Annotated in this window: 21 protein-coding genes; 10 read left to right on the top strand and 11 right to left on the bottom strand. The window is 72.9% G+C overall.

All coding sequences use genetic code 11. From position 1 onward, the window contains the following. Positions 1–102 precede the first annotated feature (102 nt). Genes ACIG3E_RS03235 through ACIG3E_RS03210 form a run of 6 tightly spaced genes read left to right on the top strand, consistent with a single transcriptional unit; the run spans position 103 to position 6635 of the window. A complete protein-coding gene (locus tag ACIG3E_RS03235; protein ID WP_399610552.1) occupies positions 103–1359 on the top strand; it encodes a C45 family autoproteolytic acyltransferase/hydolase in 1257 nt (418 codons plus the stop codon). Then, positions 1356–3047, top strand: coding sequence for an ABC transporter substrate-binding protein (locus ACIG3E_RS03230; protein ID WP_399610550.1), 1692 nt, complete (start codon positions 1356–1358; stop codon positions 3045–3047). Before ACIG3E_RS03235 ends, ACIG3E_RS03230 begins: the two co-directional genes overlap by 4 nt. A gap of 6 nt (positions 3048–3053) precedes the next feature. Then, a complete protein-coding gene (locus tag ACIG3E_RS03225) occupies positions 3054–4019 on the top strand; it encodes an ABC transporter permease (RefSeq protein ID WP_399610547.1) in 966 nt (321 codons plus the stop codon). Next, the gene (locus ACIG3E_RS03220; protein ID WP_399610545.1) at positions 4016–4864 is read left to right on the top strand and encodes an ABC transporter permease; all 849 of its coding nucleotides are present in this window, start codon (positions 4016–4018) and stop codon (positions 4862–4864) included. The genes ACIG3E_RS03225 and ACIG3E_RS03220 overlap by 4 nt, the downstream gene beginning before the upstream one ends. Continuing rightward, positions 4864–5811 carry an ABC transporter ATP-binding protein gene (locus ACIG3E_RS03215; RefSeq protein WP_399610543.1) on the top strand — a complete coding sequence of 316 codons (948 nt, stop codon included), beginning with the start codon at positions 4864–4866 and terminating at the stop codon, positions 5809–5811. Before ACIG3E_RS03220 ends, ACIG3E_RS03215 begins: the two co-directional genes overlap by 1 nt. Further along, the gene (locus tag ACIG3E_RS03210) at positions 5808–6635 is read left to right on the top strand and encodes an ABC transporter ATP-binding protein (protein ID WP_399610541.1); all 828 of its coding nucleotides are present in this window, start codon (positions 5808–5810) and stop codon (positions 6633–6635) included. Before ACIG3E_RS03215 ends, ACIG3E_RS03210 begins: the two co-directional genes overlap by 4 nt. Positions 6636–7170: 535 nt before the next feature. Here ACIG3E_RS03210 and ACIG3E_RS03205 read toward each other — a convergent pair. Next, positions 7171–7374: a cold-shock protein gene (locus ACIG3E_RS03205; RefSeq protein ID WP_016645643.1), complete on the bottom strand. Its 204-nt coding sequence runs from the start codon at positions 7372–7374 to the stop codon at positions 7171–7173. Between the two features lie 527 nt (positions 7375–7901). Between ACIG3E_RS03205 and ACIG3E_RS03200 the strand changes: the two genes are divergently transcribed. Continuing rightward, positions 7902–8756, top strand: a complete 855-nt coding sequence (locus ACIG3E_RS03200) for a menaquinone biosynthetic enzyme MqnA/MqnD family protein (RefSeq protein ID WP_399610772.1) — start codon at positions 7902–7904, stop codon at positions 8754–8756. A gap of 18 nt (positions 8757–8774) precedes the next feature. On the opposite strand, the gene ACIG3E_RS03195 is transcribed toward ACIG3E_RS03200, so the two are convergent. Then, positions 8775–9782 carry an alpha/beta hydrolase gene (locus ACIG3E_RS03195; protein ID WP_399610538.1) on the bottom strand — a complete coding sequence of 336 codons (1008 nt, stop codon included), beginning with the start codon at positions 9780–9782 and terminating at the stop codon, positions 8775–8777. A 145-nt stretch (positions 9783–9927) separates the two neighbouring features. On the opposite strand from ACIG3E_RS03195, the gene ACIG3E_RS03190 reads away from it, so the two are divergent. Beyond that, positions 9928–11580, top strand: a complete 1653-nt coding sequence (locus tag ACIG3E_RS03190; RefSeq protein ID WP_399610536.1) for a protein kinase — start codon at positions 9928–9930, stop codon at positions 11578–11580. Positions 11581–11736: 156 nt separating this feature from the next. Here the strand turns inward: ACIG3E_RS03190 and ACIG3E_RS03185 are convergent, their stop codons facing one another. Continuing rightward, positions 11737–16317: an FtsK/SpoIIIE domain-containing protein gene (locus ACIG3E_RS03185; RefSeq protein ID WP_399610534.1), complete on the bottom strand. Its 4581-nt coding sequence runs from the start codon at positions 16315–16317 to the stop codon at positions 11737–11739. A 364-nt stretch (positions 16318–16681) separates the two neighbouring features. Here ACIG3E_RS03185 and ACIG3E_RS03180 point away from each other — a divergent pair, with 364 nt between their 5' ends. Continuing rightward, positions 16682–16981: a WXG100 family type VII secretion target gene (locus tag ACIG3E_RS03180; RefSeq protein ID WP_150512489.1), complete on the top strand. Its 300-nt coding sequence runs from the start codon at positions 16682–16684 to the stop codon at positions 16979–16981. A gap of 125 nt (positions 16982–17106) precedes the next feature. Here ACIG3E_RS03180 and ACIG3E_RS03175 read toward each other — a convergent pair whose 3' ends face one another. From ACIG3E_RS03175 to ACIG3E_RS03140, 8 genes are all read right to left on the bottom strand, one after another. Then, positions 17107–17739: a hypothetical protein gene (locus ACIG3E_RS03175; RefSeq protein WP_399610532.1), complete on the bottom strand. Its 633-nt coding sequence runs from the start codon at positions 17737–17739 to the stop codon at positions 17107–17109. Beyond that, positions 17736–18446, bottom strand: coding sequence for a hypothetical protein (locus ACIG3E_RS03170; RefSeq protein ID WP_399610530.1), 711 nt, complete (start codon positions 18444–18446; stop codon positions 17736–17738). Before ACIG3E_RS03170 ends, ACIG3E_RS03175 begins: the two co-directional genes overlap by 4 nt. Next, a complete protein-coding gene (locus tag ACIG3E_RS03165; protein ID WP_399610528.1) occupies positions 18443–19039 on the bottom strand; it encodes a hypothetical protein in 597 nt (198 codons plus the stop codon). The genes ACIG3E_RS03170 and ACIG3E_RS03165 overlap by 4 nt, the downstream gene beginning before the upstream one ends. A 2-nt stretch (positions 19040–19041) precedes the next feature. Further along, positions 19042–20253: a putative T7SS-secreted protein gene (locus tag ACIG3E_RS03160; protein WP_399610526.1), complete on the bottom strand. Its 1212-nt coding sequence runs from the start codon at positions 20251–20253 to the stop codon at positions 19042–19044. Further along, entirely contained in the window at positions 20250–20579 is a 330-nt protein-coding gene (locus ACIG3E_RS03155; protein ID WP_399610523.1) for a hypothetical protein, read from the bottom strand. The genes ACIG3E_RS03160 and ACIG3E_RS03155 overlap by 4 nt, the downstream gene beginning before the upstream one ends. A 251-nt stretch (positions 20580–20830) precedes the next feature. After that, positions 20831–21493 (bottom strand): hypothetical protein, encoded by a 663-nt coding sequence (locus ACIG3E_RS03150; protein ID WP_399610520.1) that lies wholly within the window; start codon positions 21491–21493, stop codon positions 20831–20833. Positions 21494–21767: 274 nt separating this feature from the next. Beyond that, on the bottom strand, positions 21768–21950 hold the full coding sequence (locus ACIG3E_RS03145; RefSeq protein ID WP_399610517.1) for a hypothetical protein: 183 nt from the start codon (positions 21948–21950) through the stop codon (positions 21768–21770). A 1-nt stretch (position 21951) separates the two neighbouring features. Further along, positions 21952–22260, bottom strand: a complete 309-nt coding sequence (locus ACIG3E_RS03140) for a hypothetical protein (protein WP_399610515.1) — start codon at positions 22258–22260, stop codon at positions 21952–21954. Between the two features lie 424 nt (positions 22261–22684). Here ACIG3E_RS03140 and ACIG3E_RS03135 point away from each other — a divergent pair, with 424 nt between their 5' ends. Beyond that, a complete protein-coding gene (locus tag ACIG3E_RS03135) occupies positions 22685–23206 on the top strand; it encodes a DinB family protein (RefSeq protein WP_399610512.1) in 522 nt (173 codons plus the stop codon). The last annotated feature ends 74 nt before the right edge of the window (positions 23207–23280 follow it).

Here is a 23280-nt window from a genome sequence, read left to right as displayed (position 1 = left end):
GAAATCTTCATTACAGGTCTTGACTCCCGTGTGATGGACGTTACATGCTGGATGGCACGTTCCAAGCATCGAGCCTTTCGTAACCGACGTTACAGGAGAAGAATGGCCCCGCGCACCACCTCCGACCGATCCGCCCGGGTCCTCCCCGTGGTCGAGATCTCCGGCACGCCGACCGAGCGCGGTCGGCAGTACGGCGAGGCCGTCCGCCCCCAACTGCACGCGGCCCTCGGGTACTACGCGGCCGCGTTCGGCCAGTCGGCGGGCCTGACCTGGGACCAGGTGACCGACCGCGCCGCCCGCTGGCTCAAGCCCGTCCGGGAGTACGCGCCGCACCTGGAGGAGGAGATGGCGGGCATAGCGCAGGGCGCGGGCGTGGACCTCCTCGACGTCCTCGCGTTGAACGCGCGCGGTGAGGTGATCTACGACAGATCCTTCAAGCGGATGGCGGCCCCCGAGCGGGCGGAGGGCGCGGCCCCCGAAGCCACCGCCACAGCCAACGCCTCCGTCGCGGCCGAAGCCGAAGCCGAAGCCGATGGCGAAGCCGAAGCCGCCGACGGCTGCACCTCCTTCGCGGCGTACGGCCCGGCCAGCGGCGACGGCCATGTGTACGCGGGACAGAACTGGGACTGGCGCGCCGGAGTGGCCGACACCGTGGTGATGCTGCGCGTCGTGCAGCCCCCGAGGCCCACCTTGATCATGCAGGTCGAGGCGGGCCAGATCGGCCGCCAGGGAGCCAATTCGGCGGGCATCGCGCTCAACGCGAACGGCCTGGGCGGGCGCTTCAGCGACGCGGTGGGCCTGCCGCAGACCGTGGTGCGCCGCAGCGTGCTCGACCAGCACGCCGTCACCGACGCCGTGGACGTGCTCTGCCGCACCCGCGCCCACATCGCGTCGAACGCGCTGCTCACCTGCCGCGAAGGCTTCGCCATCGACCTGGAGACGACCCCCGCGGGGCACGGCTGGATGTATCCGAAGGACGGCCTGCTCGTGCACGGCAACCACTACCAGGCGGGCGTGCCCGCCGCCCTGGCCCCCGGCTACCGCCCCCTGTCCCCGGACTCCCTGGTCCGCGTCCCGCGCGCGGAGGAGGGCCTGGCCGCCCTGCGCGGCGCCACGGGACCCGACGAGTCGATCAAGATCATCAAGCAGGCGATGTCCGACCACCTGGGGCACCCCGAGTCCCTGTGCACCCACCCGGACCCGCGCCGCCCCGAGCTGCGGCGCTGGGCCACGCTCGTCTCCTCCTGCGTGGACCTCACCACCGGCGACTACCGCGTCACGGCGGGCACCCCCTGCGACCGCGACTACCAGCACCTTCCCTGGAACCTGTACGACGGCCCGTTCGGAGACGCCAGATGACGCACCCACCGACGCGACCACCGAGCCCGACGGGCCCGCCCCAGGCCGCACCGCGGCGGGCCGCGCGCGCCGCCGCCGGGCTCGCCGCGGTGTCCCTGCTCGCGGCGGGGTGCGCCGGGGCCGACACCAACGCCCTCGGCGGCGCTCCCGCCGACGCCGCCAAGCTGACCCTGCGCGCCACCACCCCGCCCGCCCAGGGCCGCCTGGACCGGGCCGACTGGCTCCTTGAGGACGAGCCCGACTCGCTCGACCTGGACCGCCAGGGCGGCAGCGCGGGCCGCGTCGTCCTCACCAACGTCTGCGAGCGGCTGTATCAGCTCCAGCCCGACATGAGCGTCGAGCCGTTCCTCGCCGAGAAGGCCCGCACGCCGGACGACCGCAGGCTCGTCCTCACCGTCCGCGACGGCGTCACCTTCCACGACGGCTCGAAGCTCACCGCCGCCGACGTCCTGTGGAGCCTCAAGCGGCACGCCGCGAAGGACATGGAGCAGTCCGACGAGTTCGGCAACGTGTCCTCGATGCGCAGGACAGGCCCCCGCGAGCTGACGATCCGCTTCAAGGAGCCCGACGCCCTGTTCACCAAGGCCCTCGCCGGAGACGCGGGCATCGTGTGGAACCCCCGCCGCATCGCCGCCGCGGGCAAGGAGTTCGGCACCCCCGGCCAGGCCGACGCCTGCTCGGGCCCCTACCGCCTCAAGGAGTGGAAGTCCGGCGACTCCCTCACCATCGAGGCGTACGACGACTACTGGGGCACCAAGCCCCTGACCCGCCGCGTCGTCTTCCGCTGGGCCTCCGACAGCGCCCTGGTCAACGCCCTGCGGACAGGCGCGGCCGACGGCACGTACGCCGAGTCGCCGAACACGGCCGCGGCCCTGCGCCGAGCCAAGAACCTCCGGCAGTACTACGGCCCCTCCACCGCCTCGCTCGTGCTCATCCCCACCGCGCGCGGCGGCCTCAAGGACCCCGCGATCCGCCGCGCCCTGTCCCTCTCCCTGGACCGCAAGGGCATCGCCAACTCCGGCTACGGCGGCCTCGTGCAGCCCTGGGCCGCCCCCGTCGGCGCCGGGGCCTGGGGCTATGAGCGGCCCCGGTTCGCCGCCGCCCAGAAGAAGCTGGGCGCCGCCGCCCCCGCGACCCCGACCGCCGACGACCTCGCCGAGGCCAAGAAGCTGGTCAAGGAGGCGGGCGCCCCCGACGGCCCCGTCGTCATCGGCACCGACAGCAGCCAGGGCCGCACCGTCGTCGCCAACGCCACCCGCGCCGCGCTCCAGCGGATCGGCGTGCGGGCGCAGATCAAGACCGTGCCGCCCGCGCAGTTCGAGGAGTTCTACAGCGACCCCCAGGCCCGCGACGGCATCGACGTCCTCGTCGGCGACTGGTACATCTCCAAGGCCGACCCCATGGGCTTCTACGACAACGGCCTGTCCGACTCCTCCAACAACTGGGTCGGCTTCAAGGACCCGGCGTACGACCGCCTCGTCCACAAGGCCCTCGCCACGCTCGACGACACCGAGCGCGCCCGCCTCACGACCGAGGCACAGCGGCGGTTCGTCGACGCCGCCGTGTGGATCCCCGTCGCCCAGGTGCCGACGGCGCTCGTCCTCAGCGACCGGCTGACCGGACCGCCCTCCTCCCAGTCGTACCTCTACTATCCGTGGGCCGCCCGCCTGGGCGCGCGGAAGGGCTAGGCCGCCATGGGAATGGGAAAGGGCATCGCCGTCCGTCTCGTACGTCGGCTCGCGGGCGTGCTCGCCACGCTCCTCGCCGCGTCGTTCGTCATCTTCGCCGCCGTGTACGCCGCGCCCGGCGACCCCGCCGTCTTCCTCGCGGGCGGCCGCGACAAGCTGACCCCCGAGCGCCTGGCCCAGGTGCGCGCCGAGTACCACCTGGACGAGCCGCTGGCCGCCCAGTACGGCCGCTGGCTGTGGGACTGCCTGCACCTCGACCTCGGCCGGTCGTTCAAGTACAGCGACCAGGTGTCCGACCTGGTGGCGGCCCGCTTCCCGACGACGCTCCAGCTCGTCCTGTACGCCACCGTCCTGTTCGTCGTCCTCGGCGTGGGCGCCGGGATCCTCGCCGCCGTGAAGCGGTCCACCTGGGTGGACTCGGCGGTCGTCGGGGTCACGACGCTCGCCGCGTCGGTGCCGTCCTTCGTCGCGGCGATCGCCCTGGTGTCGTTCTTCGGCGTCCGGCTCGGCTGGTTCCCGGTGACCGGCAGCGGCGACGGATTCCTCGGCACTGTGCACCACCTCACGCTGCCCGCCCTGTCGTTGGCGCTCGGCGCGCTCGCCCTGGTCAGCCGCGTGACCCGGCAGGCGATGGTGGACGCGGCGGCCTCCGACCACGTGGCGGCGGCCCGCGCGTCCGGCGTGCCCGAGCGGGAGATAGTCCGCCGCCACGTCCTGCGCAACGCGCTGGGGCCCATCGTCACCATGTGCGGCCTGGTCATGGCGGGCATGCTCGCCGGCACCGTCGTCGTCGAGACCGCCTTCGGCCTCAGCGGCATCGGCTCCCTGCTCGTCGGCGCCATCAACACCCACGACTTCCCCGTGGCGCAGGCCGTCCTGCTCCTGATGGTCACCGGCTACATCGTCGTCACCACGGCCGTGGACGCCGTCCACCCGCTGCTCGACCCGCGCGTGAAGGAGGTGCGCTCATGACCCTGACCCTCGACGGTACGAACGCCGTGAAGGCGGCCGGGCCACGGCGCCCGATCGGCGTCCTGATCGCGGGCGGGCTCCTCGGCCTCGTCGTCCTCGCGGCCGCCCTCGCCCCCCTCCTCGCGCCCTACGCCCCGGACGCCATCGACCTGTCCGCCTCCCTGGTGGGCACCGGCCGCGAGCACCTCCTCGGCACCGACTCCTCCGGCCAGGACCTGCTCTCCCGCGCCCTGTACGGCGCGCGGACCAGCCTTATCGCGCCGCTCCTGCTGCTCGCCGTCGCCGGGGTGCTCGGCGTCACGCTCGGGGTGCTCGCCGCCTGGCGCGGCGGCTGGGTGGACACGCTCGTCTCCCGCCTCACGGACGTGATGTACGCCTTCCCGGGCCTGCTGTTCACCGTCCTGATCATCGCCGTCTTCGGCACGGGCACGACGACGTCCGTCCTCGCCCTCGGCCTGGCCTTCACACCGACCATCGCCAAGTACACCCGCTCCCTGGCCCTGTCCGAGGCCCGCAAGCCGTACGTCGACGCGTACCGCGTGCAGGGCATGGGCGGCGCCCGCATCTGCGCCCGCCATCTGATACCGAACCTCGGCCGGTCCGTCCTCGGCTATCTCGTGGTCCTCTTCGGCGAGGCCCTGATGTCCCTGGCGACCCTCTCCTACCTGGGCTTCGGCGCCCAACCCCCGTCCTCGGACTGGGGCCTGATGGTGCAGGAGGGGCAGGCGGCGATCGTCCAGGGCGCGATGCTCCCCGCCCTGGTGCCCGGCACCGCGATCGCCCTGGTCGTCGTCTGTTTCAACGTCGTCGGCGTCTGGGCCGCCGACCGCCTGGGGAGGCAGTGATGCTGCTCGACATCGACGACGTGACCGTGACCGTGCCGGGCGCCGCCCGCCCGCTCCTCGACTCCGTGTCCCTGCGGGTCGCCGAGGGCGAGGTGGTCGCCCTGGTCGGCGAGTCCGGCTCGGGCAAGTCGACGACCGCGCGCACGGCGCTCGGCCTGCTGCCGGACGGGGCGGGCGTCTCCGGTTCCGTACGCTTCGACGGCACCGAGGTCCTCGCCCTGACCGGCGAGCGGCTGCGCGCCCACCGCGCGGGGTCGGTCGCCCTGGTCCACCAGGACCCGCGCGCGGCCCTCAACCCGGTGCGCCGCGTCGGCGACTTCCTCACCGAGCGGGGCGCCAGCCGTGCCGAGGCCGTCGCACTGCTCGCCTCCGTCGGCCTGCCCGACCCCGAGCGCCGCGTGCGCCAGCGCCCGCACGAGCTGTCCGGCGGCATGCTCCAGCGGGTCGTCATCGCGGGCGCCCTCGCCGCCCGCCCCCGCCTGCTCCTCGCCGACGAGGCCACCAGCGCCCTGGACGTCACCACCCAGGCCGACATCCTCGCCCTGCTGCGCACCCTGCGCGCCGAGCACGGCCTCGGCCTGCTGTTCATCACCCACGACCTGCACCTGGCGGCGGCGTACAGCGACCGCGTGTACGTGATGTACGCGGGCCGGGTGGTGGAGGAGCGCACGGCGAAGTCCCTGTTCACCACCCCCTCCCACCCCTACACCCGCGGCCTGCTGTCCTGCTCCCCGACCCTGGACGCCCTGGAGGCCCCGCTGCGCCCGATCCCGGGCCGTCCGCCGTCCCTGGCGGACGTGTTCGAGGGGTGCGCGTTCGTGGAGCGGTGCGGTGAGGCGCGGCCGGAGTGCGGGACGTGGGCCCCGCGGCCGGTGCCCCTGCCGGACGGGGGCACGTCCGCCTGCCTGGCCGCGGGCACCCCCGTGCAGATCGAGGTGAAGCCGTGACGACGACCGCCCTGCTCCGGGCCACCGGGCTGAGCAAGAGCTACCCCCTGCCCGGCGGCGGCAGCCACCAGGCCGCGCACGACGTGGGCTTCACGGTCCCCGAGGGCGGCTCCCTCGGCATAGTCGGCGAATCGGGCTCCGGCAAGACGACCGTGGCCCGCATGCTGGTGGGCCTCGTCCCTCCGGACCGGGGGGAGATCACCGTGGCGGGCCGCCGCCGCGAGCCCCGCACCCCGCGCACCTCCCGGGCCCGCCTTGCCAGGGCCAGGGAGATCCAGATGGTCTTCCAGGACCCGTACGTCTCCCTGGACCCGAGGCTCACCGCCACGCAGTGCCTCCGTACGGCGCTGCGCCTGCACGGCAAGGACGAGCAGGGCGGGGCGGCGGCCCGCGACCTCCTGGACCGCGTCGGTCTGGGCGCGCGCGAGGCGGACGCGCGGCCCCGGGACCTGTCCGGCGGGCAGCGCCAGCGGCTGGCCATCGCCCGGGCCCTCGCGGTCGACCCCCGGGTCCTGGTGCTCGACGAGGCCGTGGCCGCGCTCGACGTGTCGATCCAGGCGCAGATCCTCCAGCTCCTGCGGGAGATCCGGGAGGAGACGGGGGTGGCGCTCGTCTTCGTCAGCCATGACCTGGCGGTGGTGCGGCATGTGACGGACGAGGTGCTGGTGATGCGGCGCGGTGAGGTGGTGGAGCAGGGGCCCACGGACCGGGTCCTCGCGGCCCCGGAGCACGCCTATACGCGGCTCCTCCTGGCCAGCGTGCCCGGCGAGAACTGGGACCCGGCGGCGGTGTCCCGCGCCCGCGAGGCCCTGCCCCCGGGCTAGGCCCTCGCGGGGAGCGCCCCAGACCCACCCCTTCCCGATCCGGGGGCTGCCGCCCCCGCGCCCCCGCCTTTTCGGCGCTCCGCGCCTCGTCCTCAAACGCCGGACGGGCTGGATGGTTCCGGCGCGCCCCGGATCTCGTCTGCGGGCTTCCCGGCCCGCAGACAAGATCCCGACCGCACCGGAAACTCTCAGCCCGTCCGGCGCTTGAGGACGAGGCCGCAGGCCGATGGGCGACGACGGCGCCGAGGGAAAGATCCAGCCCGTCCGGCGCTTGAGGACGAGCGCGCCAGCGCGACGACTGACGACGGCGCCGCAGGGAAGTTCCAGCCCGTCCGGCGTTTGAGGACGAGGCCGGAGGCCGATGGGCCCGCGCCGGGGAGGGGCCCGCCCGCCTGAGGGAGCTCACCCGTCCAAGGCGCCCCCGCCAGGAAAAGGCAGGGGCCCCGATGCCTCGCCAAAGCGAGGGCGCGGGGCCCCTTGGGTACTGCTTCCGTTGGATCAAGCCACCCTTACGGGAGGATCAAGCCGTCCCTGACTAGGCAGGGGTGACGTTCTCCGCCTGCGGGCCCTTCGGGCCCTGCGTGACGTCGAAGGTCACGGCCTGGTTCTCCTCGAGGGAACGGAAACCGCTGGCGTTGATCGCGGAGTAGTGAACGAAGACGTCGGGGCCGCCGCCTTCCTGGGCGATGAATCCAAAGCCCTTTTCGGCGTTGAACCACTTCACGGTTCCGGTAGCCATAAGCCCTCCTTGGGCCAAAGGGTTGCCCTGCTCCAGAACCTGCGATTGTTGAAACAACTGCAAAAGTCTGAAAACGACGAGAGCCTGCGGGTTACATGCTCCGCAGGCTCTGTACTGCAAGGGAAACCAAACTGCAACTTGCGGCGAGCTTAGCACGCAGGCACCCGGAAGCAATAGGGATCAAGATCACGTCACCCGGAGGTTTGACGGCCCCTCGCGCCGGGTTGACACGGGCCCGCCGAGGCCTTGGCGGAAGCCGCGGCGACAGCGCGAGGCGGACCACCAGAGCGGGCCTCAGCGGGGCGCTGGGACAGGCGCCGGGACCGACCTCGCGGTCAGCCCCGGCGGCGGCCCGGCGCGGGGCGCGCAGAGGCGCGGCCCGGTCGCCGCGGGACCCGGCGCTCGCTCCGTGGCGCACGAGGGCTAGCCTCACGGATGTGGACAATTCTCCCGCTGACACCACGGGCGGGGCGGTCGACGCCGACCCCTCCCCAAGCTCTCGGCCGCGCGCGGGCGAGGGGTACCCCATCCCCAGCTCGCGCCGCACCGCACGGCCGCGCGTCGGCCACATCCAGTTCCTGAACTGCATGCCCCTGTACTGGGGCCTCGCGCGGACCGGCACCCTCCTCGACTTCGAGCTCACCAAGGACACCCCGGAGAAGCTCAGCGAGCAGCTCGTGCGCGGCGACCTCGACGTCGGCCCCGTCACCCTGGTCGAGTTCCTGCGCAACGCCGACGACCTGGTGGCCTTCCCCGACCTGGCCGTGGGCTGCGACGGCCCGGTCATGTCGTGCGTGATCGTCTCGCAGGTGCCGCTCGACCGCCTGGACGGGGCGCGGGTGGCGCTCGGCTCCACCTCGCGCACCTCCGTGCGCCTGGCGCAGCTGCTGCTCGCCGAGCGCCACGGCGTGCGCCCCGAGTACTACACCTGCCCGCCCGACCTCGGCCTGATGATGCGGGAGGCGGACGCGGCCGTCCTGATCGGAGACGCGGCGCTGCGCGCGAACCTGATCGACGCCCCCAAGCTCGGCCTGGAGGTGCACGACCTCGGGCAGATGTGGAAGGACTGGACGGGCCTGCCGTTCGTCTTCGCGGTGTGGGCGGCCCGCCGCGACTACCTCGCGCGCGAGCCCGAGGTGGTCCGCGAGGTGCACAAGGCGTTCCTGGCCTCCCGCGACCTGTCCCTGGAAGAGGTCGCGAAGGTCGCGGAGCAGGCCTCGCGCTGGGAGTCCTTCGACGCGGGCGTCCTGGAGCGGTACTTCACGACCCTTGACTTCCGCTTCGGCGGCGCGCAGCTGGAGGGCGTCACGGAGTTCGCGCGCCGGGTGGGGCCGACGACGGGCTTCCCCGCGGACGTGAACGTGGAGCTGCTGCGGCCGTAGCCGTGCCGGGCCCGGACCTCAGCCGTTGGGGACCGGGCCCTTCATCTTCTTGCTGATCCACTGGATCGGCCCGTCGGCCATGGCGGGGACGTACGAGCGGGCGCTGTGGGTGCCGCCCGGGATGACGTTGAGCCGGGTCTTGACCGGCCCCTTGCCGTACTTCTCCATGAAGGCCCGCAGGTTCGGCTGCCCGGACTCCGCGGTGCCGACCTGGAAGGCGATGTCGACCTCGGGCCCGCCGCGCCGGATGAGGCGCTCGGCGAGGCGCCCCGGGTCGTTGGCGAGCCGCTGTGGCTCGTGCCCGCGCCAGAGCGGTGAGTCGGGCACGGTGTCCGGGCCCGACGCGATCACGGCCCTGAACTTCTCCGGGTGCTTCAGGACGGACTTCAGGCCCACGAAACCGCCCGACGAGGACCCCATGAAGCCCCACCCGTCGCGGGACGTGAAGGTGCGGAAATTCGCCTTGACGAAATCCGGTACGTCCTCGGTCATCCAGGTGCCCATTTTCGGCTGCCCCGGTATGTCACTGCCGTCGTAATAGAACGTGGCGTCGGGATTGAGCACGGGCATCACCACGATGAACGGCAGGCTCTTTCCCTCCTTCGACCACTGGGCGATGGAGCTCTCCAGCTTCAGGTCCGTGCCCATCCAGTAGTTATTGGGGTAACCGGGGCCGCCGGGCAGCGCGATGAGTACGGGAAAGCCGCTGCGGGAGTACTTCGGGTCGAAGTACTGTTTCGGCGCCCAGACCCATACCTTTCCGGTGAAGCCCGACTTCTTGCCGTGCAGGGTGGTGACGCCGATCTTGGTGCCGTCGTCGAGGGTGCTCTCGGTGGTGAAGGAGGCGCGGGGCCCGGTGGGGAGCCGGATGCCCGAGTCCTCGCTCCCGCGGCCCTTGGCGGGGGCCGGGGCGGAGGCGCTGTCGAAGCTCATGGGCTCGCCCCCGTCGGACGAGCAGCCGGTGAGCAGGACCGCGGCGGCGGCGAGCGCGGCGGTCAGGGCGGCGGTGGTGCGGCGGATGTTCATCTGACCTCGACGGACCTGGGGACAAGGACGGCAATACGGTCAATTCCGTCTGGGTAGAGGGAGAAACCCGGGCGGAGGTTCCCCGCGCCGTAGGCTGATCCGTGGCAGTGGTCCGCGTACGGCGCACCAGGGGGAGGCCTCCGCGATGCACCCGCTCGAACCGGACGAGCCCGCGGCCATCGGGCCCTATCGACTGCTCGGCCGGCTCGGCTCCGGCGGCATGGGCCGCGTCTACGTGGGCCGCAGCGCGGGCGGCCGCACGGTCGCCGTGAAGGTCGTGCATCCGCACTTCGCCCTCGACGAGGAGTTCCGCGCCCGCTTCCGCCGCGAGGTCGACGCGGCCCGGCGGGTCGGCGGCCAGTGGACGGCCCCGGTCCTGGACGCCGACCCCGAGGCCGCGCTGCCCTGGGTCGCGACCGGATACGCGGCGGGCCCGTCCCTCACGGAGGCCGTACGGGACGCGGGCCCGCTGCCCGAGCACTCGGCCCGCGTCCTCGGCGCGGGCCTCGCGGAGGCGCTCGCGCACGTCCACGCCCTCGGCCTGGTCCACCGCGACGTGAAGCCCTCCAACGTCCTGCTGACCCTGGACGGCCCGCGCCTGATCGACTTCGGCATCGCCCGCGCGACGGACGGCACGGCCTCGCTCACGTCCACCGGCGTGTCCATCGGCTCGCCCGGCTACATGGCGCCGGAGCAGATCCTCGGCAAGGGCGCCACGGGCGCGGCGGACGTCTTCTCGCTCGGCGCCTCACTCGTGTACGCGGCGACGGGAGAGCCCCCCTTCACCGGGGACACGTCGGCCGCGCTGCTCTACCAGGTCGTCCACGAGGAGCCCGACCTCGGCCCGCTGAGCGGCGAGTTGCGGGACCTGGCCGCGGCCTGCCTGGCCAAGGACGCGGCGGCGCGGCCCGCCCCGGCCGAGGTCGCCCACCGCCTCGCGCCCGCGGGGGCGGCCCCGCTGGTGGCCGCGGGCTGGCTGCCGGGGCCGCTGGTGGAGCGCGTGAGCCGCGGTGCGGTGCGGCTGCTCGACCTGGAGGCCCGGGAGGACGGCGCCGGAGCCGTGGCGTCGGGGCCGGTGTCGTTCGCGGGGCCCGCGGTGGGGGTGTTCGGGCCGCCGGACACGTCGTACGGGGCGGGGGCCGCGGCGGCGCCCCCGCGGGACGGCCCCGCCGAGGCGCGGGCGGCTGCGCCTTCCCCTGGTTCCCCCGGCAAGGTCTCCCTCTCCGTCGCGGCGACGAGCGCGCCCGGGGCGCCCGACGGCCGCGGGCGGAGGGTGAGTTGCACGATCGCCCTCGCCGTGGCCGGGGCGCTCGCGGCGGTCCTTGTGGGGTCGGCGTTCCTGTTCGACGTGCTGCCCGGTTCTGGTGCGGGCGGCGAGGGCGACGGCAGCGCCGGGAAGCGGCCGCCCGCCGCCACCGGTGACGCCCCCGACGCCGTTGGCCTCGTACCCAAGCGGTACCTGGGCACGTGGCGCGGCAAGGCCTCCGCGCAGGGCGGGCTCGTCGCCCTGGGCACGTTCGACGTGACGGTCCGGCAGGTCGCGAAGCGGGGGGAGCGGGTCGGCACGGTGACGCAGACGGATCTCATCGGCGGTACGTGTGTCGACGTGCTCCGGCTCACGTCGGCCTCGGAGAAGGAGCTGGTGCTGAAGGGGGTCGGGGCGCGGTCCAATGGCGCGGGGTGCTCGCAGGCCGCCCATACGGTGTCGCTGCGGCCGGTGGGGACGGAGCTGCAGTACACCTCCGAGGATCCCAAGGCGGGTGACCCGGAGGCCCGGCTGCGACGCGTCCGAGGCTAACCCTCGCGGGTGCGCCCCAGGCCCGCCCCTTCCCGATCCGGGGGCTGCCGCCCCCGTGCCCCCGCTTTATCGGCGCTCCGCGCCTCGTCCTCAAACGCCGGACGGGCTGAGACTGCCCCGCCTGGCCACGCGTCATAGCCGGGCTGCGGCCACGCGTCACAGGGGAGTCGTCACCGTTGTCGGTTCGCCCGTGGCCAGGTGGAGGAGGCCCTTGCCGGGGGTGACGGGGCCGCCGATCATGCTGCGGGAGACGCGGATGCCGATGAGGTCGCCGCTGGAGGTGTCCTGTGGGGAGAGCAGGATGCCCCGCCGCCCCTTCTTCGCGTCGACCTGCCACCCGGAGAACCCGCTGCACACGTCCTCCTCGTCCCCGGCGAGCACGAGGGCGAGGCCCTCGTCGGCGCCCCGCTGGATGATGCGCTTGAACTGGCTCGCGGCGTCGCAGTCCTCCAGGATCTCGCCGTCGTCGACGAGGACGGCGATCGGCGCCTGGGGGGTCGCCGAGTCGATGGCCTCCTCCAGGTCGTCCTCGTCGATGTCGTCGCCGGTGAAGACCTTCAGGACGCCCTCGGTGCCGTCGAGCCCGCGCAGCGGGGACGGGCGGGGCGCGGCGACGACGAGGCGTACGCCCTGCGCGAGGAAGGAGCGGGCGGCGTTCATCAAGGCGGTGGAGCGGCCGGACTTGGCGGGGCCCGCGACGACGAAGGCGGGCACGCCCTCGGCCAGGTCGGGCCCGTGGCCCATGAGTTCGTCGCCGCCGACGCCGATCAGGGCCCACAGCTTCGAGCGCGAGGCCTCGGGGTCGCGCAGCTCCCAGGCCTCGTCGAAGGAGATCCGGCCGGGCAGCGTATCGACGCGGAACGGGCGCAGCCGGCGCGGCACGTCGGCGTCGCGGACCGCGGCGGCCTCGCCGATGGCGGCGAGCGCGGCGGCCTGGCCCTGCCCGGTGGCGTCCTCGGAGAGCAGGGCGAACTGCGTCTCCGTACCGCTCTCGTTGCGGAAGGCGCGGCCCGGGGGGATCTCCTCGGGCACCTTGCGGGAGGGGATGCCGAGCAGGGAGAAGTCGGAGCGGTCGGCGAGCCGGAGGCCGTACTTGTCCTCGGTGAGGGACGAGACGCGGCCGACGAGGAGCTGCCGGTCGCCGGTGAGGACGAGGTGGATGCCCACGCTGGCGCCCTCGCGCAGGAGCGTGGTGACCTCGTCGGTCAGGCTGCCGTGGTCGATCTCGCCGAGCGTGGGCAGCCAGCCCTCCCAGCGGTCGAGGAGGACCACGAGGTGCGGCAGGCGCTCGTCGGCCGCGGCACCGGCCCGCTGCTCGCCGATGTCGGCGTAGCCCTTCTCGGCGAGGAGGTCCTGGCGGCGGCCGAGTTCGCCCTTGAGCCGGTTGACGAGGCGGACCACGCGCTCGGTCTGGTTGCGGTTGACGACGGCGCCGCAGTGGGGGAGCCGGGTCAGCGCGTTGAGCGCGCCGTTGCCGCAGTCGATGCCGTACAGGTGGACGTCGGCGCAGGAGTGCGTGCGCGCGAGGGAGCCCGCGATCGTGCGGAGCACCTGGGAGCGGCCGCTGCGCGGGGCGCCGCCGACCATCAGGTGCCCGAAGGTCGCGAAGTCCACGGTGACGGGGCGGCGCGCCTGGTCGGCGGGCAGGTCCTCGACGCCGTACGGAGCGGGCGGGAGCGCACCGGCGGGGGCGGGCGGCGGCGCGATGGCGTCGAGCAGCAGCGTCTCGTCGAGGGCGGGCAGCCAGGGGCTGTGCTGGGCGGGGATGGCGAGGGCCGTGTGGGCCTCGCGGATGGCGTCGACGAGGACCTTCAGGTCGGTGATCTCCGCGTCCTCGCGGGCCGCGGCCTTGGGCCGGGCGGCCGTGGCGCGCCCGAGGCCCGGCCAGGTGAGTGCGTCGGCCCAGGGCGCGAGCGCCCGCGGGTCGGCGGCGCCGGGGCGGCGGCCGCCGACGCGGCCGGACTGGAAGGGCACCAGGGAGGTGTGGCCGAGGCGGACGTAGGCGCGGCCCGGTGTGTTCTTGGAGATGTGCCCGGCGTCGGGCGCGTCGATGACGTCCGATGACTCGCCGCCGTCGGTGACGCGCAGGGCGATGCGCAGATTGGTGTTGGCGCGGATCTCGGGCGACACGACACCGCTCGGCCGCTGCGTGGCGAGGAGCAGGTGGATGCCGAGGGAGCGGCCCCGCTGGGCGATGTTGACCAAGCCGGTGACGAAGTCGGGCAGGTCGCGGACCATGGAGGCGAACTCGTCGATGACGATGAGGAGCCGGGGCACCGGCGTGCGCGTGGGGTCGCGGCGCACCAGGTCCTGGTAGTCCTCGATGTCCTTGGCGTCGGCGTCGGCGAGGATGTGCTCGCGCCGCTTCAGCTCGGCGCCCAGGGACTCCAGGGCGCGTTCGACGAGGTGCGCGTCGAGGTCGGTGACCATGCCGACGGTGTGCGGCAGCTGTACGCAGTCCTTGAACGCGGAGCCGCCCTTGTAGTCGACGAGGACGAACGTCATGTTCTCGGGCGTGTTGGCCACGGCGAGCGCGGCCACGATGGTCTGCAGGAGCTCCGACTTGCCGGATCCGGTGGTGCCCGCGATCAGGCCGTGCGGCCCGTCCTTGCGCAGGTCGATGCCGAACGGACCGTCGTACGACTCGCCGATGACGGCCGTCGTGGACTGTCCGCCGGACCGCCAGCGCGCGGCGATGGCCTCGCGGGACGGCGGCTCCAGCTGGAGCACGTCGAGCAGCCGACTGGCGGCGGGGAGCGCCGAGTCCTCGGTCTCGCCGCTGATGTCGCGCAGCGGCGCCAGGGCGCGCGCGAGGCGCAGGCACCAGGCGGGCGAGACGAAGTCGGGGCGTACGTCGAGCAGGCGCCGGGCGCCGGTCTGCTCGACGCGAAGCCGCAGCTCGTGGGTGGCCGCCCGGTCGGCGCCGGGGTCCGTGGTGTGCCAGGCGTGGAAGGACGGGAAGCCGCCGGGCGCGGCGGCGGGCCGGGGCGGAATGCCGCCCGCCACGGGCGCGGCCCCTGCGGCCGGGTCCGCGAGCTCCCGGGCCCTGGGCTCGGCCACGACGAAGGCCTGGCACTCGCCGGGCAGGAACCGCTGCTCGGTGTCGAGGCAGAGCGCGTAGATGCCCACGGCCGGGCCGTCGCGCAGGAGCCGGACGACGCCGGGCAGCGAGCGCAGGCGGCGCGAGCCGTCCCAGACGACGACGATGTCCGGGTCGGCGAACCCGCCGCTCTGGCCCCGGGTCTCCTGCTTGACCTTCTCGCGCGCGTCGAGGACCTGCGTCAGCTCGCCGACGCGGGCGCCGACGGTCTCGGCGTCCGTGCCGATCAGCACGTTGACGTCCTGGCCGCTGCCGGGGCGGGCGTGCGGCAGCCAGCGCAGCCAGTCCCAGGACTCCCGGGCGGAGTTCTCCGTCAGGACGTAGAACTGGACGTCCATCGGGCTGTGCAGCGCGGCGGTCTGCGCGACCGCCCAGCGGCCGAGGGCCGCCGCCGCGTCGCCGGGCCCGGCCAGGCCGATGACGCCGAGCTGCTTCAGGCCGAGGGCCACCGGGGCGTCCTCGATGGTCCAGGTGACCTGGCGCTTGTGCTCGTCCTGCTCGGGGTCGTCGAGGACGACGTCGGACGGCAGTCGGCCGGTGCCGAAGCACAGCAGCAGATGGTCGGCGTCGGTGCGGCGCCGCTCCCACAGGCGGGTGCGCGGGCCGGTGCCGAGGGTGAGGACGGTCGCCGGGTCGGGGACCGCGTGGCGCCGGTCGAGCCGCTCGGCGACCAGGGCGTCCCGCGCGTCCTTCTCGATCCGCTCCTTGGTCTCCTTGTACTCCTTGACCTGCTTGGCGTGGGACTTGCGGCCGTGCTTCTTGTCCAGGAAGTAGTTGCCGAACAGCATGATCGGGCTGAGCCCGGCGATGATGAGGTAGTACCAGCGGTTGAAGATCATCGCCGCGATCACGGCGCCGACCAGCGGGAACAGGGCCATCAGCCACGGCAGCGGCCGGGCCTCGAAGTCGCGCGGCGGGGACGGCAGGCGGAACGTGGTCTGCCGCTCGGGCGGGCGAAGGCGCGGCGGCCGGTTGTAGTCGAGGCCCGCGCCGTCCTCGGACCACTTGAGGGCCGCGTTGGGCGGCGCGTACCGCACGAGCTCGAACAGGGTGTTCCCGGCGGCGAGCTGGGCGCCGAGGGGCCAGGTGCCGCCCTCGGATCCGCTGAACTTCTCGCCGTCGAGGGTGACTTCGCCCCGCTCCTCCTCGTCGCCGTGCGCGACCAGCTGGCAGGTGCCGTCCGTGGCCACCGACAACGTCAGGGCGCGGGCGGCGAGTTCGGGGTCGTCGACGCGGACGTACGCGGCCGGGCCGCTGCCGATGTCGTACCGGCCGATGCCGAGCCGGTGGACGGCGCCCGCGGCCGGGCCGCCCGCCACGCGCAGCTCGACCAGGCCGGTCGGCTCGCCGGGCACGCAGCCCGCGGGGTCGTGGAGGCTGACGACGGCGCCTTCGCGCAGGGGCGAGGTGACGACCGTGGCGCCGGGGTCGACGGCGTACCCGTCGACGTAGATCACCGGCGCGCCGTCGGGCGTCGGGCGGTGCGGGCCGAGGGGAATGACCTGGGCGCCGCTGCGGCCCGCCGTGCGGGCCAGTTCGGCGGCTATGTCCCTGATGGAGGAGTCGGGATCGGCGTCGAGCACGACGTCGGTGGAGCCGCCGCCGATCGGATCGACGACGGTCAGTGTCAGACGCACGCTCGTCCTCCCACGGCCCCCCGTGACCGCTTCCGGACCACGGCTCACAGTGGAAGCGACGATAACCGCTCACTCCCGGCCCGGGGCAACGGGTTGTCGGCGCACGCTTTCCACCGGCAACGCCCGCCAGTTGCGGCACTTCCACCCCGGTACGCGCTCATAGCAGAGCTGTGACTCAACGGGGGTATTCCCTCCCTGACCACACCCGTAAGCTGCTGGCGCACTGGCGGACGGCCGCACCGGGTGGGTCCGGGCGCAGCCGCCGTGCCGACAGCGTCATTCGCGCCGTTTCAGGTGCGACGCGCACCCATCAGTGGAGCCACGGGGGCTGGCCCTGCGGCGTGTTGGATAGGGAGTGGGCTTCGTGGCCAAGGACCTTGATGTCACATACCAGGACATGCGGGATGCGGCCAAGCATGTCGTCAAGGAGAAGGACAAGCTCAAGGAGAAGCTCGACGGCCTCCGCAAGTACATCGCGAACCTCGTCGAGACGGGCTACGTCACCAAGAGCTCCTCGAAGGCGTTCGACGAGAACTTCGACGAGTTCGTGCGCGGCGCCAAGGACATGCTCGACGGCCTCGACGGCATGGGCGACTACCTGACGACCGCCGCGGACAAGTTCGAGCAGATCGACGACGAGCTGGGCAAGGCCGCGCGGGGCTAGTTCCCCGGGCCCGGCGGCACCAGCGGGGCTAGTCCGCAGGCACGGTAGCGGCAGGGGCGGGGTGAGGGGGTACAACTGCCCCTCGCCCCGCCCCTTTTCGTCGCCCGCCGCTGCCGCTGTCGGCCTCAGAGCCAGCGCAGCGACGCCGCGATCGCCTCGCACAGGCCGCCCAGCGGGCTCTCGACACCGCTCAGCGGTACGGAGAAGGCGAGCAGCAAATACCCTGCCCTTCCAGGCATGTTGACGTACAGGTCCAGCGTCGTGGCCGTCGTGACGCGGACCGCCTCGCCCGCGGGAAGCTCCGTCACGGTCACCGCCGCGCCCGCGCCCCGGCGCTCGGCGACGCTCCGCGCCAGGTCCTGCGGCGTGGCGTACAGCGCGCCGGACATCGGCAGCAGGGACACGAGCAGCGTGGCCGGGGTCGCGCCCGTGTCGTCGACCTCCGAGCGCAGGAACAGTTCGATGGCGCCCTGGGCCGCCCCGCTCTCCGCGGTGTTGCGCAGCGTGGCCCACAACCCCCGCGCGGCCTGCGCGGACATCCGGCGCCGGGCCGCCTGCCGGTCGGCGAACGTCTTGAGCTGGGGCCGCCAGCGGTCGAGCGTGAGGTCGATGCGGAACCAGTCGCGGGGGACGAGGAGCCGGTAGTCCTCCGGCGGTGCGTCGTCCGCTCCGGGCCGCTCCGTACGCGGGTCTGTGCTGGGCCGCCCCGTTCGCGGGTCCGTGCGGGGCCGCTCCGTACGCGGGTCCGTGCCGGTCACTCCGCGCCCTCCGCCGTGTCGGCTATGTCGACGGGGCGGCCCTTGCTGTCCACCGGGTTCCCGGCGGCGTCGAAGAGCTGGAGGCTCCGGCAGACGCCCGCGAACATGCTGGAGAAGACGTCCCAGCCCTCCATCGTCGGCGTGGACATCTCCAGAACCACGGCGGTGCCGTTGGCCAGCGGCACCTGGACGTTGATGAACGACGTCCAGAACGGCTCCTCCTCGCCGGACGGCGTGAGCGAGCCGTCGACGGCGGCGCGCCGCGAGCCGATCCAGGACACGCCGGGCCCGCACGGCAGGGACAGCTCCTCCACCTCGCCCCGGCCGAGCGCGCGCAGCGCCCGCGCGGTGCCCTCCACCGGGCTGAAGCGGGCCTCGTCCGGCAGATCGGCGAGCGCGATCGACACGTTGGCCGTGCAGCGGACGCCGTCGACCTCGGTGACGACGAACCCGGCGTACTGGACCCCGGCGTCGACCAGTTCGTCGTACGTGGACCCGACCATCGCGGCCCACAGGTACTGCATCTCCGGCGTGGACCTGGGCTGGATCTCCCGGGCCAGGTCGATGAGCTTGTCGGCGAGCTCGTCGATGTCCTCGGCCTCCGTGGGGAGTTCGAAGAACCCTTCCGGCATGATCCACCGGACGTGGAACAGCGCGCCGTCGGCCGCGGTCGCGGCCCCGGTCGTCTCGGACACCATGGAACTCATCGGGGGCCTTTCCCATCGGGCGCGCCGGGCGGATCTCCGCGCCTCTCGGTCTCGGGGTGGAAGCGGGCCGCGAAGGGATACGGGCCGTAGTGCGGGTACGCGTCCGGCAGCGGGGCCCCGCCGTCGCGGGCGAGGTGCGCGATCCTGCGGTACGCGGCGGCCCGTGCCCGCACCCGCTGGCGCGGGCGGCTGCCCCAGTGCCGGGTCAGGGTGACCGCGTACAGGACGACGACCAGGACGCCGACCGCGCCGCACAGGCCGTAGTACAGGTACTGGTCCCGGCCCGGCTCCCAGTGCTGCGCGTACGCGCCCCAGCCCGCGAACAGCGCGAAGGCGACGAGCGCGGTCGGGACGCCGAGGCGCACCCCGGCCCGGTGCAGCGCCGCCTCGTCGAGGTGGCGAAGACGCAGCAGCTCCAGGACCGCCGCGTCGTCGAGGAAGTCGAACCGCAGCCGGTGCCCCTCGGCCTCGGCGGCCGCGCGGGCCGCGGGCACCGCGGCGAGCACGGCGCCCGGGACCAGCGACCGGACGACGTCCCCCCGGGCCCGGTACGTGCCGGGCCCAAGCGGCCGCTCGTCGAAGGGCGGGGACACGGCTACCCCGCCAGCGCGGTGCGGAACGGCGTCGGCGACGGCGTGGGCGCGGGGCGCGGCGAGGGCCGCGGCAGGTTCGTCGGCTTCACCGGGTCGCCCGGGTCGCCGGTGCGGGCGCCGTCCTTGCCCGTGAAGATCTTGTACAGGGCGCTGCCGAACCCGGCCGTCTTGATGCCCGCGGTGATCTTCTCGCCCGCGATGGGCATCCGCTTGGCCTTGGTGAGGATCTTGTTGGTGAGGTTCACGGCGATGCCGTTGTTGAACTTGAACCCCACGCCCTTGAGCGCGCCCAGGCCGCTGAACCGCACGCCGCGCAGCTTCGCCAGGCCCTTGAGGCCCTTGAGCGCGCTGAACCCCTTCAGGGCGCCGAGGCCCGGCATGACGCCGAGCACGTCCAGGCCCAGCTTCAGGAGGTTGAGCTTCCCGCCCCGCTTGAACATGTCGTACGCGTGCCCCGCGAGCGCCGCCGCGCTGCACACCACGGACAGGGCGGCGAAGACCGGGGCGAGCACTTGCAGCGGTGGCACGAACGTACAGACCACCGCCAGGATCGCGAAGACCGCCGACAGGTTCGAGAACCGGTCGGCCCAGTCGGCCAGCCAGTTCATGAAGCCGCCCGGGTCGCGGACGCCGTCGTGGTGGATGATGTTCTTGATGTGCTTGGCCGCCGCGCTCGCGGCGTCGTCGCGGATGCCCTTCGCGCGCGCGATCTCGCCGTGGCAGTCGCGGATGACGTTCATCGCCTCGTCGCGCCGCTTCTCCAGGCGCGTGCGGTCCGCGATGTCGTCCTTGCTCGGCACGGTGCCCTTGTACTTGTCCAGGTCGCCGACCGCGGTCTGCTGGTCGGACCGCGCCGCGCGGTACTTCTCCAGGGCCTTGTCGGCCACCTTCTGCGCGCGGTACAGCTCGCTGGCGTACTCCTTGGACTCGGTGTCGCCCTCGACGACCTTCGTGCCCAGGGCCTTGGCGGCCTCGTCGTACCGTTCGAAGGAGCGCTTCAACCGGCCCGACGTGCCGTCCGCGATCTCGTGGAAGGCGCGCCCGGCGTCGCTGTCCCAGCTCTCCACCGACGAGAGGGCCTTGATGTTGCGGGCCTGCTTGTCTATCTCGTCGGCCATGGTGCGCAGCTCCTTGCCGAGCCGCGCGACCTCGTACGGATCACCGGGAACGGGGTCGCCGTCGTGCAGCGGCTCCCAGTCGGTCGGGCGCGTCACTTCTTCCCCTTGGCTTCCTTGGCTTCCTTGGCTTCCTTGCGGGCGTTGCGGAGGGCCTCGGCCAGCTCGTGGTCGACCTTGTCGTACGTGTCGGCCGCGGAGTCGGTGAACTTGGCGAGCTTCTCGATGTCCGCCATCAGTTTCTTCCGCGTCTTCTTCCACGTGCCGGAGAAGTCGTCGAAGACGTCCCGGAGCTTCTCGCTGCCGAGCGCGTCGCCGTACTCGTCGGCCGGGTTGCTGTTCTCCTTGAACTCCCGGTGAATCCGGAACAACGCGTCCGAGCAGTCCCGGATCATCCCGAGATCCGCCCTCGTCCTGTCACTCATCGGCTCCCCCGCGCCTGCTCGCCCCGTACGCCTGCCGGACCCCGGACCGAGCGGTGCCACGAGGCCCCGGACAAGAGGAAATAAGGTATCCACGACCATCGAGATCTCGCCAGACACGTCGCCTGCAACAGGGCGCGATATGCCCTGACTTAGCGGCCTGAAGTGGACAGGGCTGTCGCTGATTTGTTTCGTTGTGGGGGAGAGGTACGGACAATTCCGCCGTCGTCCGGAGGGAGCTGCTACCGCATCGCTCAGGCGTGGTCGGGGGCGTCGGGATCGGCGAACGAGACCGTCTGGAGGATTGCGGTGAGCATGTCGCAGAACTCTCCCCAGCACCGCATGGACGCGGTGCTGAGGGTGAAGACCGCCATGTAGGGACCGGTGGGGAAGGGCAGGTATACCTGGATCTGCCCAGTTATGATCTTCGGCTGTTCCTCGGATGCTGTCGTCTGCTCGGCGTCCAGGGAGAGTTCGCGCATCGATACGCACGAAATGGCCGGTCCGCAGGGCAGATCGAGCCAGCGCGCGTCATTCAGAGGGTCGCCGGAGAGCACGGCCAGGGTTCCTTGAGCGGCTGACTCCGTATCGGCGTGCCCCGATGCGCAGACGGCCACCGACAAGGAGCAATGGGCAACGCCCTCCTCGCCCAGACCGAAGATTCCCAGACCGGAGTAGAGCAGCCCGGCGGCCGACAGCAGCGTGGCGACCTGTTCGTAGTACGGGGCGGCCGACCGCCAGAGTTCGGTGTCTCCGGTCGGGTAGAGGTCGCGCACGAATGCCGCGGTGGACGTGGGGCGTTCGTCGGCCGAGGCGTCGACGGGAACATGGTGGAATCCGTCCGGCACGACGAACGTCAGCGGAGGAAGAAGGAGCGGGGCGTGTTCCTCGCCCGTCGGATGCGGGGCCGAGGTCATGGGCTCTCTCCCTCCCGAGTTGCATCGGCACCGGACGGGTCCAGGTGTTCGGTCAGCGGAATGCGGCTGCCGTTCGAGAGCGGAACCTGGAGGTGGACGGCGACGACCCCGCCGGAAAGGAGTTCCAGTTGTGGTTCCTCCTCGACGGGGTGCACCTTGCCGAGTGACCGTCCCGCTTCAAGGGGCGGATTCGCCATCAACTCGCTGACTCGCGAGCGCTGTTGAGGAGTGAGGTCGTCGTGTGTGACAGGTCTTCTCTCTCCACGGACATGACTCACGAGCCGGGCCGCGTCACGGACGCGCCAGCGGGTCCAGGACTCGTCGGTGAAGCGCAGCCGGACGTGCCGAGTTCACGGGCGAGGCCGCCCAGCTTCCGGGCGAGGTCCCGGGTGTCCTGGACGTCGCCGGGCGTCGGGTCCCAGCCGATGTGCGGGAAGGCGGGCCGTCCGCCGGACACGTCAGCGGCCCCGCCGCGGCGCCCGGGCGGACTTCAGGGACGCGGCGAGCGCCAGGTCCAGCTTGCCGAACTCCTCGTCGATCTTGTCGATCATCCTGACCGCGCCGCCGGTGTGCTTGCGGAGCTGCTTGATGCCGTAGCCCCACTCGTCGGCGAAGTCGCGGACCTCCTCGACGAGCCGCCCCGCGCCGACGGCCGTCGCGTCGGTGCCGTGGAGCACGCGGCGGGCCGCGTCCATCCGGTCGCTGATCGTGGTGAAGGTCTTCCTCAGGTCCTCGAAGACCGTGCCGTCCAGGCGTAAGTCGCTCATGCGTCGGTACAGGCCCCTTCATCCGTCGTGGAACATCCGACGTTACCAGCGGATTCGCTGGTGTGAACATCGGTACGTGCTCCGGCAGTTGGAGGTCCAGTACGTCAAGTCCGCTGGGCCCCGCGTTGCCCGTGCCCGTCCAGCTGACCTTCCAGGTGATCGCGGCCTGGAGCTTGAAGGCGCCCTCGCCGGACGAGCGCAGATAGGTGAGGCGCAGCCGGTGGTAGGCGAGTTCGGCGAGCCGCCCCGTGCTCCTGTGGCTCGACGGCCCCTTCTCCGGCGGCCGCGCGCAGGCCGCGTACGGGATGCTCGATCCGGCCCTGACAAGGCCCGCGCGCAGGCGATTCGACCGGGCGGGGCCCGCGGGCACGGGGGGCGTGCGCGGGCTCTGGTGGGGGAGGTGCGGACTCGGCATGATGGGGCGATGCCCAGTGATGACGGTCACACAGATGCCCGGACTGAGCCGCCCGGTGTCGCCGACGAACGCGCGATGCTCAGTGCCTTCCTCGACTACCAGCGCGCGACCCTCGCCCTCAAGTGCGCGGGCCTGACCCCGGACCGGCTCCGGCGGTGGGCCGTTCCCCCCTCTTCGCTCAGTCTGCTCGGCCTGGTGCGGCACCTCGCCGAGGTCGAGCGCGGCTGGTTCCGGTGCGTGTTCCTGGGGGAGCCGGACAAGCCGCACTGGGCGGGGCCCGTGGACGACGGCTCCGCGGCGTGGGACGTCGACCTCGCCGACCCCGACGAGGCGTTCCGCGTCTGGCGCGCGGAGTGCGACCGCTCCCGGGCGACGGTGGCGGCCGCGAGCTCCCTGGAGGTCACCGGCGAGCACGAGGGCACGGCGTACTCGCTGCGGCACATCCTGATCCACATGATCGAGGAGTACGCCCGGCACAACGGCCAGGCCGATCTGCTGCGGGAGCGGATCGACGGGGTCACGGGGGAGTAGCCCCAGGCCCCGGCCGCCCTGGCCCGCCCCGGCCGCCCTGGCCCGCCCCGAAGCCCCGAAGCCCCGAGGCCCCG

The organism is Streptomyces sp. NPDC053474 (assembly GCF_044544845.1).
Classification (GTDB): Bacteria; Actinomycetota; Actinomycetes; order Streptomycetales; family Streptomycetaceae; genus Streptomyces.
Note: the sequence above shows the minus strand (reverse complement) of the source record. Positions and strands in the feature narration are given on the sequence as shown.